This is a genomic window from Jiangella endophytica (assembly GCF_003427025.1).
In the GTDB taxonomy this organism is placed as follows: Bacteria; Actinomycetota; Actinomycetes; order Jiangellales; family Jiangellaceae; genus Jiangella; species Jiangella endophytica.
Genome location: NZ_QVAI01000009.1, coordinates 24,933 through 38,918, shown reverse-complemented (window position 1 = coordinate 38,918; position 13,986 = coordinate 24,933). Strand labels below are relative to the sequence as shown.

At 73.6% G+C, this 13,986-nt stretch carries 10 protein-coding genes; 7 read left to right on the top strand and 3 right to left on the bottom strand.

Features of this window, described 5'->3' with window-relative positions; translation table 11 throughout:
• Positions 1–143: 143 nt before the first annotated feature.
• The 7 genes from glnT to DZA62_RS18390 all read left to right on the top strand — a co-directional run bounded on the left by glnT (position 144) and on the right by DZA62_RS18390 (position 7,818).
• Positions 144–1,496 (top strand): type III glutamate--ammonia ligase, encoded by a 1,353-nt coding sequence (gene glnT / locus DZA62_RS18420; protein WP_116950383.1) that lies wholly within the window; start codon positions 144–146, stop codon positions 1,494–1,496.
• A 19-nt stretch (positions 1,497–1,515) separates the two neighbouring features.
• Positions 1,516–2,406 carry a class II glutamine amidotransferase domain-containing protein gene (locus DZA62_RS18415; RefSeq protein WP_116950382.1) on the top strand — a complete coding sequence of 297 codons (891 nt, stop codon included), beginning with the start codon at positions 1,516–1,518 and terminating at the stop codon, positions 2,404–2,406.
• An 11-nt stretch (positions 2,407–2,417) separates the two neighbouring features.
• Entirely contained in the window at positions 2,418–3,098 is a 681-nt protein-coding gene (locus tag DZA62_RS18410) for a glutamate synthase (RefSeq protein ID WP_116950595.1), read from the top strand.
• A 13-nt stretch (positions 3,099–3,111) separates the two neighbouring features.
• Positions 3,112–4,413 (top strand): FMN-binding glutamate synthase family protein, encoded by a 1,302-nt coding sequence (locus tag DZA62_RS18405; RefSeq protein ID WP_116950594.1) that lies wholly within the window; start codon positions 3,112–3,114, stop codon positions 4,411–4,413.
• A complete protein-coding gene (locus DZA62_RS18400; RefSeq protein WP_198663926.1) occupies positions 4,410–5,537 on the top strand; it encodes an FAD-dependent oxidoreductase in 1,128 nt (375 codons plus the stop codon). Before DZA62_RS18405 ends, DZA62_RS18400 begins: the two co-directional genes overlap by 4 nt.
• Positions 5,534–6,151: a helix-turn-helix domain-containing protein gene (locus DZA62_RS18395; RefSeq protein WP_116950381.1), complete on the top strand. Its 618-nt coding sequence runs from the start codon at positions 5,534–5,536 to the stop codon at positions 6,149–6,151. Before DZA62_RS18400 ends, DZA62_RS18395 begins: the two co-directional genes overlap by 4 nt.
• A gap of 68 nt (positions 6,152–6,219) precedes the next feature.
• On the top strand, positions 6,220–7,818 hold the full coding sequence (locus DZA62_RS18390) for a hypothetical protein (RefSeq protein WP_116950380.1): 1,599 nt from the start codon (positions 6,220–6,222) through the stop codon (positions 7,816–7,818).
• A 33-nt stretch (positions 7,819–7,851) separates the two neighbouring features.
• Here the strand turns inward: DZA62_RS18390 and DZA62_RS18385 are convergent, their stop codons facing one another.
• The 3 genes from DZA62_RS18385 to DZA62_RS18375 are packed head-to-tail and all read right to left on the bottom strand — an operon-like array spanning position 7,852 to position 13,985.
• Positions 7,852–9,294, bottom strand: coding sequence for a GH1 family beta-glucosidase (locus tag DZA62_RS18385; RefSeq protein ID WP_116950379.1), 1,443 nt, complete (start codon positions 9,292–9,294; stop codon positions 7,852–7,854).
• The gene (yicI, locus tag DZA62_RS18380; RefSeq protein WP_116950378.1) at positions 9,291–11,636 is read right to left on the bottom strand and encodes an alpha-xylosidase; all 2,346 of its coding nucleotides are present in this window, start codon (positions 11,634–11,636) and stop codon (positions 9,291–9,293) included. The genes DZA62_RS18385 and yicI overlap by 4 nt, the downstream gene beginning before the upstream one ends.
• Positions 11,637–13,985: a glycosyl hydrolase family 95 catalytic domain-containing protein gene (locus tag DZA62_RS18375; protein WP_116950377.1), complete on the bottom strand. Its 2,349-nt coding sequence runs from the start codon at positions 13,983–13,985 to the stop codon at positions 11,637–11,639.
• Position 13,986: the final 1 nt, after the last annotated feature.

Genomic DNA, 13,986 nt, shown 5'->3' with positions numbered 1-13,986 from the left:
CGGACATCAAGGCCTCGGACCCAGCCACCCGGCGTTCCCGGCCGGCAACAGAGATTTACCTCGGTGTCACCTATGGCCATCGCGCTCCCGGCAATCTACTGCCATGAAACGTCGTCTACTGTGGTTCCACATTGGAGGGCCTGATGACTGACGTGGCCGAGCGCGACACGGACGTGATCGCGCCCGCGGCGCCGTCGTTGGCAGAGTCGGCCGAGACGGACGGGGTCGAGTTCCTGCTGGCCACGTTCGTGGACCTGAACGGCAAACCGTGCGCCAAGCTGGTGCCGGTCGAAGCGGTCGGCGAACTGGAGGCGGGCGCTCTGGGGTTCGCCGGGTTCGCGGCCGGGCCGATCGGGCAGCGGGCGCACGACCCGGACCTGCTGGTGCGGCCGGACCCGGCGTCGTACACGCCACTGACGTTCCTGCGGCCGGGTCTGGCGATGGTGCACTGCGACCCGTACGTCGCCGGTGAGCCGTGGCCGTACGCGCCCCGGGTGATCCTGCGGCGGGCGCTGGAGCGGCTCGCGGCCGCCGGCTACGACGCGAAGGTCGGCGCGGAGGTCGAGTACTTCCTGGTCGACCGCGCCGCGGACGGCTCGCTGCGGACGGCCGACGTCCGCGACACGGCGGCTCGGCCGTGCTACGACGCCAGAGGCGTCACCCGGATGTACGACCACCTGACCGCGACGTCGCGGGCGATGAACCGGCTGGGGTGGGGCAACTACGCCAACGACCACGAGGACGCCGCGGGGCAGTTCGAGCAGAACTTCACCTACGCCGACCCGCTGACCACGGCCGACCGCGTCATCACGCTGCGCTATCTGGTGCACATGCTGGCCGAGCGGGCGGACATGACGGCCACGTTCATGGCCAAGCCGTTCGCCGACCGCACCGGCAACGGGCTGCACCTGCACCTGTCGCTCTGGCGCGGCGACGAGCCGCTGTTCCCCGCGGCCGCCGACGACCGCGGTCTGGGCCTCTCCCCCGTCGCCTACGGGTTCGTCGGCGGGGTGCTGGAGCACGCTCCGGCGCTGACGGCGTTCCTGGCGCCGACGGTGAACTCCTACAAGCGCCGCGGCGCGACGTCGAGCGCGTCAGGCGCCACGTGGTCGCCGCGGGTGGCCGGCTACGGCGGCAACGACCGCACCCACTTCGTCCGAGTGCCCGACGGCGACCGGGTCGAGCTGCGCGGCGGCGACGGGTCGGCCAACCCGTACCTCGCCATCGCGGCGGCGCTCGTGGCGGGGCTGGACGGGGTGCGGCGAGGCGCCGACCCGGGTGCCCCGTGCGGGCCGGGCGCGGTGCCCGAGGACGCCGTCGCGCTGCCGCCGACCCTGCTGCACGCGGTCGAGGCGCTGCGATCGGACCCGCTGCTGTACGCGGCGTTCGGCGCCGAGGTCGGGGCCTACTACGCCGACGTCAAGGAGACCGAGTTCCTGGAGTGGCACCAGACCGTCACGCCCTGGGAGATCGACCACTACCTCACCGCCCACTGACGAACGAAGGAGCGAGCCGATGTGTGGCATTGCCGCGTTGCAGGTGCGCGATCCGGCCCTGCGGCCCCGGCTGGGCGCGCTGATGGCGGAGATGACCTGCCGGCTGGTCGACCGTGGCCCGGATGCGGCCGGCATCGCCGTCTACGACGCACCGGAGCTGCTGCCCGCGGGCTGGAGCGCCGTGAGTGTGCTGGATCCCGGCGAGGCCGGCTGGCGGGACTCGGTGTCGGCGGCGCTGGGCAGCGAGGTGGACGTCCGGCTGTTCGGCCCGACGGCGGTGCTGCGGGCCCGCGCCACGACGGCGGCACTCGCCGGCGCCGTCCGGTCCGCCGCGCCCGAGCTGACCAGGATCGGCCGCGGCGCGCACGCCGTCACCCTCAAGGGGGTCGGCCTGGCCGAGGAGCTCACCGAGGCGTTCGGCATCGGCGCGATGGGCGGCACGCAGGCCATCGCGCACACGCGCATGGCGACGGAGTCCGCGGTGGTGGCGTCCGGCTCGCACCCGTTCTCCGTCGACGACGACCTCTGCCTGGTGCACAACGGCTCGTTCTCCAACCACGCCAGCGTGCGCCGGACGCTGCGCCGGCAGGGCGTCGATTTCGACAGCGAGAACGACTCCGAGGTGGCCGCACGGTTCATCGGGCACCGGATGACGGCCGGTGACACGCTCACCGAGGCGCTGGATCGGGTCGTCGCCGTCTTCGACGGTTTCTACACGCTGGTCGTGACCACCGCGGACACCCTGGCCGTGCTGCGCGACCCGATCGCCTGCAAACCGGCCATCGTCGCCGAGACCCCCGCCTGGGTGGCGGTCGCGTCGGAGTACCGCGCGCTCGCCGAGCTGCCCTCGGTCGAGACGGCGCGCATCTTCGAGCCCGAGCCCGGGAGGGTCTACACGTGGACGTCCTGACCACGACCGCTATGACCGCCGTGACCGTCGACCTGGCCGCCACGCCCGTCCGCGAGCTGAACGCCGCACTGCACGCGCCGGCCCCGGCGCCACGGTGGCGGGTGACGCACCCGGCCGGTGCGCACAACGTCGCCGTCGGCATCGACGCGCCCGTGGCGGTGCAGATCGACGGGCCGGTCGGCTACTACTGCGCCGGCATGAACCAGCAGGCCGACGTGCTCGTACGCGGCAACGCCGGCACCGGGCTGGCGGAGAACGTCATGTCCGGGTCGGTCCGCGTCACGGGGTCGGCGTCGCAGTCCGTCGCGGCCTCCGGCTGCGGCGGCCTGGTGGTGGTCGACGGCGACACCGGCGCCCGCTGCGGCATCGCGCTGCGCGGCGCCGACGTCGTGGTGGGCGGGAGTGTGGGGCACATGAGCGCGTTCATGGCGCAGAGCGGCCGCATCGTCGTGTGCGGCGACGCCGGCCACTCGCTGGGCGACTCGATCTACGAGGCGCGCCTCTACGTCCGCGGCGCGGTCGCCTCGCTGGGCACCGACTGCGTCGAGAAGCCGATGCGCGACGAGCACCGGGCCGAGCTGGCCGGTCTGCTCGCGCGAGCCGGTCGCGACGACGACCCCGCGCTGTTCCGCCGGTACGGCTCGGCTCGGCGGCTCTACCACTTCGACTCCGCGAACCACGCGGCCTACTGAGAAACGGGTGACCATGCAGCTGCGCGAGTCCGCGACGTTCGACCGGCACGCGATCGCCGCGATCCAGCGCGCCGCCGACACCGGCGCCTACCGGATCCGCGGCTGGGGCGCCAAGCGGCCCCTGCCGCACTTCGACGACCTGCTGTTCCTGGGCGCGAGCATGTCCCGCTACCCGTTGGAGGGCTATCGCGAGCGGTGCGGCACCGACGTCACGCTCGGCGGCCGGCACGGTGCGACGCCGCTGCGGCTGGACGTCCCCGTCACCATCGCCGGCATGAGCTTCGGCGCGCTGTCGGCGCCGGCGAAGGAGGCACTCGGCCGGGGCGCCAGCGCCGTCGGAACCAGCACCACGACCGGCGACGGCGGCATGACACCGGAGGAGCGCGAGCACTCGGACTCGCTGATCTACCAGTACCTGCCGTCGCGCTACGGCATGAACCCGGACGACCTGCGCCGCGCCGACGCCATCGAGGTGGTCCTCGGGCAGGGCGCGAAGCCGGGCGGCGGCGGGATGCTGCTCGGGCGGAAGATCAGCGAACGGGTCGCGACGATGCGCACGCTGCCGGCCGGCATCGACCAGCGCTCGCCGTCGCGGCACCCGGACTGGACCGGCCCGGACGACCTCGCGATCAAGATCGAGGAGCTGCGCGAGGTGACCGACCGGCGGATCCCGGTCCTCGTCAAGATCGGCGCCTCCCGCCCGTACTACGACACCGCGCTGGCGGTGAAGGCCGGCGCCGACGCCGTCGTCCTCGACGGCATGCAGGGCGGCACCGCCGCGACGCAGGAGGTGTTCATCGAGCACGTCGGCATCCCGACGCTCGCCGCGATCCGGCCCGCCGTCGACGCCCTCGACGAGCTGGGGGTGCACCGCGAGGTCCAGCTCGTCGTGTCGGGCGGCATCCGGACCGGCGCCGACGTCGCGAAGGCCATCGCCCTGGGCGCCGACGCGGTCTCCGTCGGAACCGCCGCGCTCATCGCGCTGGGCGACAACCACCCGCGGTACGCGGCCGACTACGAGCAGCTCGGCTCGGCGCCCGGCTACTACGACGACTTCCAGGACGGCCGCGACCCGGCCGGCATCAGCACCCAGGATCCGGAGCTGACCGCCCGGCTGGACCCGGTCGAGGGCGGCCGGCGGGTCGCCAATTACCTGCGGGTGCTGACGATGGAGGCGCAGACGATCGCCCGGGCCTGCGGGAAGTCGCACCTGCACCACCTGGAGCCGGAGGACCTGGTGGCGCTGACGATGGAGGCGGCGGCCATGGCACGGGTCCCGCTGGCCGGCACCGGCTGGATCCCGGGAGCGCCGTGATCTCCGCCCGCTGCGCGGTGGTCGGCGCCGGTCTGGCCGGCGCCTCGGCCACCTGGCGGCTGGCCGCGAGCGGGGTCGAGACCGTCCTGCTGGAGGCCCGCACGCCCGCGCACGACGGCGGCAGCTCGCACGGCAGTGCCCGCATCTTCCGGCACGCCTACCCCGACCCCGAGTACGTCGCGCTCACGGTGCGGGCGCTGGCCGGCTGGCGGGAGCTGTCGGCGGCCGCGGGCGCCGGCCTGTTGCGGACCACCGGGGGCCTCGACACCGGCGCCGGCCGCGACCTGCCCGCGATCGCGGCGGCGCTGGACACCGCCGGCCTGGAGTACGAGCTGCTGCCCGCGGCCGCGGCCGGCGAGCGCTGGCCGCAGCTGGCCTTCGGCACCGACGTCCTCTACCAGCCCGGCGCCGGCGTGGTCGACGCCGCGGCGGCGGTCACGGCGATGGTCTCGCTCGCGGGCGCCGCCGGGGCCCAGGTGCGCACCGGCTGGCGGCTGGCGGGCCTCGAGCGACGCGGCGGCGGTGCTGGCTGGCGGCTCACCCCGCGGGACGGCGGCGAGCCGGTCGAGTGCGAGCTGCTGGTCCTGTGCGCCGGGCCGTGGCTGCCGGAGCTGGTCCGTGCGGCCGAGCTGGCCCCGGTGCGCGCCGCCCTGCCCGACCTGCGCGTCACCCAACAGAGCGTCGTCCACTTCCCGTTCCCCGGCGACGCACCCGCGGACTGGCCGGTGTGGGTGCACAAGGACGAGCTCGACGTCTACGCGCTGCCCGGTGGCCGCGACGCCGGCCATCACGGCTTCAAGATCGCCGAGCACGACGCCGGACGACCGGTCACCGCGACCACCCGCGACGGCGTCGTCGACCCTGCGGCGCGGCGGCGCCTCGTCGACTACGTCCGGCGCTTCCTCCCCGGGGTCCCACCCGAGCCCTACGCCGCCACCACCTGCCTCTACACGTCCACGCCCGATGCGGACTTCGTCCTCGACCGCGTCGGCGACGTCGTCATGGTGTCGGCCTGCTCGGGTCACGGGGCCAAGTTCGCGCCGCTCGTCGGCGAGCTCGCGGCCGACCTCGCCGCCGGACGCGACACCCCGCGCCGGTTCCGCCGGTTAGGCTCGCCGCCGTGACCACCACCCCGTCCGGCGCGGCCGAGCCCGGCACCCGCCGGCTCGAGGACGTCATCGCCGTCCAGCTGCGCCACTACCGGCAGGCCGCCGGCCTGACCACCAGCGAACTGGCGGCGCGGACCGGCCTGTCGAAGGCGATGATCTCCAAGATCGAGGCCGCGCAGACGTCGGCCAGCCTCACCTCGCTGCAGCGGCTCGCGGAGGGCCTGGCCATCCCCGTCACGTCGCTGTTCCGCGGCGCCGACAGCGAGCGCGAGGCGGTCTTCACCCGGGCCGGCCAGGGCGCCGCCACCGTCCGCAGCGGCACCCGGCTCGGCCACGAGTACCAGCTTCTCGGCGCCCTGCGCCGGGTCCCGGGGGCGCTCGAGCCGACCCTGGTCACGCTCACCCGCAAGTCCGACACGTTCCCGCTCTTCCAGCACCCCGGCAGCGAGTTCCTGTACATGCTCGAAGGCCGCATGATCTACAGCCACGGGCCGTACGAGTACACCCTCTCCCCCGGCGACTCTCTGCTCATCGACGGCGAAGGACCCCACGGCCCGCAGGAGCTGCTGGAGACCCCGATCCGGTTCCTCGCCATCGCCCAGAGCGCCACGGGCGGCAGCACGGCCTGACAGAGAACAACGAAGATCGGAGGTCCTCCAGCCGTCTCAGCGGGCGTGTTCCTGCTTATCGTCGACTCGTGCCGATCGTGTTCACTGATCGTGCCGCCGGCTCGTCCACGACGACACCGGGTGTCGCACTCAGGGCCGCCGGCCGGATCCTGTCGGGGCGGGTCGCCGGCCTCAGGCACCCGGCCGGCCCGACGATCGCGCTCGCGCTGCTCACTCTCGCCCTGCACCTCCTCTACGTGAACGGCCCGCTGCTGTCCGACGAGGGCGGCTTCGCGATGGTGGCGCGCTGGTGGGGCAGCGGCGGCGATCACCTCTACGGTCCGCAGTGGGTCGACCGGCCGCCGGGCCTGATCGCCGTCTTCTGGGTCGCGAACCTCCTGGGCCCCCACGGAGTTCGCATCGTCGCGGGCCTCATGGCGACGGGATTCGTTCTGGCCGCGGGCTGGGCCGGGTGGGCCGCCCGCGGTACGCGTGCCGCGGCGTGGTCGGCCGGGACGGCGTTCTTCCTGATGAACACCCCGGTGACGCAGACCTTCGCGCTGAACGGCGAACTGGTGGCGGCGACCTGGACCATGATCAGCGTGGCCGCGTGGATCCACGCGGTTCGCCGCCGGCCCTCCCGCGCGGCCGCCCTGCGCCTCGGTGTGCTCGCCGGGGCAGCCGCCTCCATGGCCGTGCTGACGAAGCAGAACTTCGTGGACGCGGCCGTGTTCCTCCTCGTGCTCGGACTCGCCGAGGGCCTGATCGTTCGCGAGCGCCGCCGCCGGCTCCTGGCGCTCGGAGGCTGCGCGGCGGCCGGATTCGCGCTGCCGGCGCTGGTCGCCGCCGGTTGGGCGTACGCCCACACCGGTCTCGGCGACCTCGTCTACGCCATGTACGGATTCAGGGTGGACGCCTCGGGCGTGATCGCCCGCTGGTCACAGTTCGCGCCGGACGGCCGCATGCGCGGGCTGCTGGGGATCGCGCTGCTGAGCGGCATCGCGACCCTCGCGATCGCCCTTGTCGTCGCAGGGGGCCGATACATCAGCCGGCGCTCGCCCCTGTTCCTGGCGTGCATGGCCGCCGGACTCGTCGAGATCGCGGGCGTGATCCTCGGCGGCAACTACTCGCCTCACTACCTCATCGGCCTCGCCCCCATGCTGACGCTGGCGGCCGGGGTGCTCGCGGTCCAGCCGGGCAGCGGCCGGTGGCTGGTGCGGCTGTTCGTCATCGCGCCCGTCATCGTGACCCTGGGCGTCTCTCCCGCCGCCGCCGTTCAGGTGACCAAGGAGAACGCCGTGCGGGCCACCGGCGAATGGCTGGCGCGGTCCTCGGAGCCGGGAGACTCCCTGGTGGTCCTCTACACCCACGCGAACCTCATCGACGCCTCGGGACTTCGCCCCGGCTATCCGTACGCATGGAGCCTCCCGATCCGGACGCTCGATCCTCGGCTCGATCTGCTCGCCGCGACACTGACCGATCCGAAGCGCGCCCCGACCTGGGTCGTCGGGTGGGACGACCTGCAGATATGGGGACTGGACGCCCGCCACCACGTTGCAGAGGCCCTCGCCACGGACTACATCAGGTTCGCGACCGTCTGTGGCCATCCGATCTGGCTCCGCCGCGGCCTCGACCGGACGCACCTGCCCGCCCCGCTGTGCGGCGGCAGGGAGATCCGTGAGTGGTGATCCCTCGCCGCGACCTGCGGAAAGGGCCCGGCGTCAGATGGCCAGACCCGGGACCGGCGGTATGGTCCGGGTGCGGACCAGTTCGGCGTACCAGTACGCGCTGTCCTTGGGCAGCCGCTCCAGGGTGTCGTAGTCGACCCGGACGATGCCGAACCGCTTCGAGTACCCGTAGCCCCACTCGAAGTTGTCGAACAGCGACCACACCTGGTAACCGCGCAGGTCGACGCCGCGGTGCAGGGCCCGGTGCGCGGCGGCGAAGTGCCGGCGCAGGTAGTCGGTGCGGTCGACGTCGTGGATCCGGCCGTCCACGACGACGTCGTCGAACGCGGCGCCGTTCTCGGTGACCATCAGCGGCAGGCCGGGGAACTGCTCGGACAGCGAGACCAGCAGCTCCTCGAGACCCTCGGGGGCGATGTTCCAGCCCATCGCCGTGTACGGCCCGGGCTGTTCGAGGAACTCGATGTCGTCGGCGCCAGGCCAGGGCGAGCCGCCCATGTCCTTGTGTCCGTCGTTGGTCTGCCGTGGGCCGGTGCCGTCCCAGACCCGCACCGTCGCGGTGGAGTAGTAGTTCACCCCGAGCAGGTCGATCGGCTGGTGCACCGCGGCCAGGTCGTCGTCCTGGACGAACGACCAGTCGGTGACGGACGCGGTGTCCGTGACGAGGTCGGCCGGGTAGGCCCCCCGCAGCATCGGGCCGGTGAAGGCACGATTGGCCAGCGCGTCGATGCGGCGCTTCGCCTCGTGCGCGGTCCCGTCGACGCCACGCAGCACGTGGAAGTTGAGGGTGACGGAGAACCGGGCGTCGTCCTTGGTCACGACCTCGCGCAGCTCCCGCAGCGCCAGGCCGTGGCCCAGGTTGAGGTGATGCACCGCGCGCAGGGCGTCGGCGCCGTCGGTGCGGCCCGGTGCGTGCGCTCCGGAGCCGTACCCGAGGTAGGCCGAGCACCACGGCTCGTTGAGGGTCGTCCAGGTGTCGACGCGGTCGCCGAGGGCGGCGCCGACGTGAGCGGCGTACTCGGCGAAGCGGTACGCGGTGTCACGAGCCGGCCAGCCGCCGGCGTCCTCCAGTGGCTGCGGCAGATCCCAGTGGTAGAGCGTGACGACGGGCGCGATTCCCCGCTCCAGCAGCCCGTCGACGAGCCGGGAGTAGAAGTCCAGGCCCTTCGGGTTTACCGGACCGGACCCACCCGGCTGGATGCGCGGCCAGGCGACGGAGAACCGGTACGCCTGCAGCCCGAGGCCGCGCATGAGGTCGAGGTCGGCGTCGAGACGGTGGTAGTGGTCCACGGCCACGTCGCCGGTGTCGCCGTTCCACACCTTGCCGGGGATCCTGCTGAACGTGTCCCAGATCGACGGTCCGCGGCCGTCCTCCTCGGCCGCGCCCTCCACCTGGTACGACGCGGTCGCGGAGCCGAAGACGAAGCCGTCCGGGAAGACGAGCCCGGAGTCGCGGTAGTCGGCGGCGTCGGTGCTCATGCGGCGATCTCCAGTTCTCCGGTGCTGGTCGACACGGTGGTACCGCCGGGGGTCCGTGCGGTGAACTCTGCCAGGTCGGACGAGGCGATCCGGACGGTCCCGCCGCGGCGGGCGACGAGGAAGCGCGCCTCCCGGCCGGTGGGCGTGGTGACGTGCAGCTCGCTGTCGCCGTCCGGGCCGGGGAAGACCCGCAGCGTCAGCCCGTCGGTGTACTCCACGTCGGGACGTTCCTCGCTCGGCCCGAACGGGATCACCGCTCCCGGCCGGACGTAGAGCGGAAGGCTGTCGAACGCGTGCACCTCGCGCTGCCAGCCGCCGCCCTCGACGGACTCACCCGTCAGCAGGTGGGTCCACCGGCCCGGCGGCAGGTAGAAGTCGACGGCGCCGTCGGTGCTGAAGACCGGCGCGACCAGCAGGTCCGGACCCAGCAGGTACTGCCGGTCCAGATGCTCCACCGCGGGGTCGCCGGGGAAGGCCAGCTGCATCGGCCGCAGCACCGGCAGCCCGGTCCGGGTCGCGTCCAGGCCGGCCTGGAACAGGTACGGCATCAGCGCGATCTTGAGCCGGGTGAAGCGGCGCATCACCGACACCGCGCTCTGCGGATCCGCCTCGTCGCGGCCCTCGGCCTCGTCGAACAGCCACGGCACCCGGTAGGTGGTCGAGGCGTGCAGCCGCGTGTGGCTGGAGAGCAGGCCGAACACCGTCCACCGCTTGAACACCGCCGGGTCCGGCATCCCCTCGAAGCCGCCGACGTCGTGGCTCCAGTGCGCGAACCCGCTCAGCGCCAAGGACAGCCCGGCGCGCAGCGTCTCGGCCATCGACTCGTAGGTCGAGGAGTTGTCGCCGCCCCAGTGCACCGGCATCCGCTGCCCGCCGGCGGTGGCCGCCCGGGCGAAGACCACGGCCTCACCGGCGCCACGTTCCTTCTCGAGGACGTCGAAGACCGCCCGGTTGTACAGCTGGGCGTACCAGTTGTGCATGTCGCCGGGGCGCGAGCCGTCGTGCCACACGACGTCGGTGGGGACACGCTCGCCGAAGTCGGTCTTGATCGCGTCGACGCCCTGGCGCAGCAGGCCGCGCAGCTTCTCCTGGTACCACCGGGTCGCCTCCGGGTGGGTGAAGTCGACCAGGCCCATGCCGGCCTGCCACATGTCCCACTGCCAGACCGAGCCGTCGGCGCGGCGCACCAGATAGCCGCGGTCGCGGGCCTCGGCGAACAGGGCCGAGCGCTGGGCGATGTAGGGGTTGATCCACGCGCTCACCCGAAGGCCGCGCTGGTGCAGCCGGCTGAGCGTGCCCTCGGGGTCGGGGAAGACCCGCGGGTCCCACTCGAAGTCGGTCCAGTTGAACTCGCGCATCCAGAAGCAGTCGAAGTGGAAGACGCTCAGCGGGATGTCGCGCTCGCGCATGCCGTCGACGAACGACGTCACCGTCACCTCGTCGTAGTCGGTGGTGAAGCTGGTCGACAGCCACAGCCCGTAGGACCACGCCGGGACGGCGGCGGGGCGGCCGGTGAGCGCGGTGTAGCGCTCCAGGACGCGCTCCGGCGTCGGCCCGTACACGACCATGAACTCCAGGCTCTCACCGGCGACGGAGAACTGCACCTGCTCGACCGCCTCGGACCCGACCTCGAACGAGACGTGGTCGCGGTGGTTGACCAGGACGCCGTAGCCGCGATTGGTCAGGTAGAACGGGACGTTCTTGTACGACTGGTCGCTGGACGTGCCGCCGTCGGAGTTCCAGATGTCCACCGTCTGGCCGTTCTTGACCAGAGGGCCGAACCGTTCGCCCAGGCCGTAGACGAGTTCGCCGACGCCGAGGGAGAGCTGGCCGTGCAGGTAGGTCGGCGACGCCGCCAGCCCGGTGCCGGTGACTCCGGTGAGGCCGGTCGGCTCCGCGGGGACGGCGGCGCCGGGCGCGAGCCGGACGAAGCCGAGCGACTTCGGGCCGCTGTGCGTCAGCGGCCGCCCGTCGGCGGCGAAGCTGAGGTCCCACGGCGCGCCCGGGGCGATCCGGGCCTCCAACGGGCCGGAGCGCAGCACCCCGCCGGTCTCGTCGACGGTGGCGGTGCCCGCGCCCTCGACCGCGCCGACCAGGTCGAAGCCGGGGTCGGCGGGCGCGCCGGTGTGCCGCTCGACGCGCACCCGGACGACGCCCTCCAACGGGCTGGACAGGGTGACGGTGAGCAGGGGGCGGTTCAGGGTGTCACCGCGTCGCGTGATGACCTTCGTCGGCGCCGAGACGACGATGCTGTCGTCGCGGCGTTCGATGTCGTACGCCTCCTGGGCGTACAGCGCGTCGACTCCCGGGCGCAGGGTCCAGAATCCGTCGGTGAACTTCAACTACTGCTCCTGAGTCGGGGTGGTGCCGGGTGAACGGTCCCAGTCGACGGTGACCGGGTGGTCGGCGGCGACGTCGACGAGCCGGCTGGTGGCGCCGTGGCGCACCAGCCGTGGCCCGGCCTGTCGCGGGCCGAGGGCATGCAGGGTGACGGTCACCGGGACGCCGTCGTGCCACGCCAGGTCGACACTGATGCCCGGCTCGGCGACGAGCCCGCGCACCGATCCGGCGCCGAGCGCCGCCGGCCACCCGGGCAGCAGGTCGATGACGCCCCGGTGACCCTGCACGAGGGCCTCGCACACGGCGGCGGTGTACCCGAGGTTGCCGTCGATCTGGAACGGAGGATGGGCGGCGAACAGGTTGGCGTAGAGCCCGCCGGCGTGCGCGGCGCCGTCGGTGGCCGGACGCACCAGGTATCGCAGCAGGGCGCCGAAGCGTTCGCCGTCGTGCAGCCGGGCGCGCAGCGCGAGCTTCCAGGCCAGCGACCAGCCGGTCGAGTCGTCTCCGCGCGCGTCGAGGGTGCGGGCGACGGCGGCCGCGAGCTCGTCGTCGAGTTCGGTGCCGCCGGGATAGGCGAACACCAGGTGGGAGAGGTGGCGGTGATGCGGTTCCACGTCCGCCGCACCCGGGTGCCACTCCTGGACCGTGCCGCCGGCGCTCACCACCGGCGGCCGTAGCCGCCTCCCGGCGGCCGCGGCCCGGGCGACGACGGGGTGGTCGGTGCGGCCGAGCTCGGCGGCGACGTCGCCGACGAGCGAGAACAGTTCGGCGGCGAGCGCGCGGTCCATGCCGCTGCCGGTGGTCAGGGCGGCCGGGCCGTCGGGGGTCGCGTAGCGGTTCTCCGGGGACGTGGACGGGAAGGTCGCGAGGTGGCCGTCGTCGCCCGGTTCGAGCAGGTCGAGCACGAATTCGGCGGCACCGGCGGCGAGCGGCCAGAACCGCTCCAGCCAGGCCCGGTCGGCGGCGCCGAACCGGCGCCGCCGGTCCAGTTGGCACACCATCCACGCGCCGCCCGTCGGCCACTGCGACCACGACGCGTCTCCCGAGGTGGGCGCGGTGAACGCCCAGGCATCGGTGTTGTGGTGGGTCGTCCAGCCGCCGGCACCGTACAGCCGGGCCGCGGTCTCCGCGCCTCGCTCGGCGAGCGCCTCGACCAGGTCCAGCAGCGGCTGCTCGGTCTCGGGCAGGCCGAGCGGACCGGCTGCCCAGTAGTTCATCTCGGTGTTGATGTTCAGCGTGTACGCCGACGACCACGGTGGCTGCAGCTGCTCGTTCCACAGGCCCTGCAGCGTCGCCGGCAGCCCGCCCGGGCGCGACGAGCTGACCAGCAGGTACCGCCCGTAGTCGAACAGCGCCTCCAGCAGCGCCGGATCGGCGGTGGCGTCAGGACCCAGCTCGGCCACCCGGCGGTCCGGGTCGGTGAGGACTCCGGCGACGGCACCGGCCGGGTCGCCGGGCACGTCCAGATGCAGGGCGGTCCGGTCGTACAACTCGCGGTGCGCCACCACGTGGCGCGAGCGCAGCTCCTCGAGGTCGTGCGACAGCGCCGCGGCCACCCGGTCCTCGGCGGCACGGGCCGCGTCGTCGGCGGTGCCGTCCGGCGGGCGGCCGGCGGCGGTGAACGTCGTCGCGGTCGCCACGACGAGACGCAGGGACCGGACGCCCCGGACACCGAGCCCTTCGTCGCCGGGCGAGCCGTCGTGGACGATCCCCACGACCGCCGCGCCCTGCACCGGGTCGACGCCCTCGAGGTGCCACCGCAGCGGCGGCTCGCCCGGTTCGTGGCCCGGTGCCACGTCGGCGGGCAGCGCCAGCCGCAGCCGGACTCGGCCGGCGGCCACCTCCCGGCCGAGTTCGCGCAGCGGCGTCGTGACGGCGATGGTCAGGTCGACCGGTTCCGCGGCGGTGAGCTGGTGCACCAGAACCCGGTCGGCGGCGCTGACGAACGTCTCGTGCCGGATCCGGCCGGCCGACGCGACGTGCACCGCGTCGGCGAGATCCAGCGTCCGCTCGACGTCGCCGGCCGGCACATGGCGCACCTCGACGTCGGCGAACGGCAGATACGCCTGGGCGTAGCGGGCCTGCAACGCCTGCAGCGCCCGCTCCGCCGCGACCGCCCGGCCGGCGGCCAGCGACCGGCGGGCCTCGATGCGGGCCGCCGCGGCGGTGGCCGCGTCGACCCGTCCGCGCCGGTGCTCGCTGGCCGGCGAACCGGACCACGCGGTGCCGTCGTTGAGCTGCAGGCGGACGCCGTCGGCGGCGGCCAGGACCATGGCACCGGTCCGGCCGTCGCCGAGCGGCAAGCCGTCCAGCCAGTCTCTCGACGGCCGGCGGTAGTGGAGCGCGCGCATG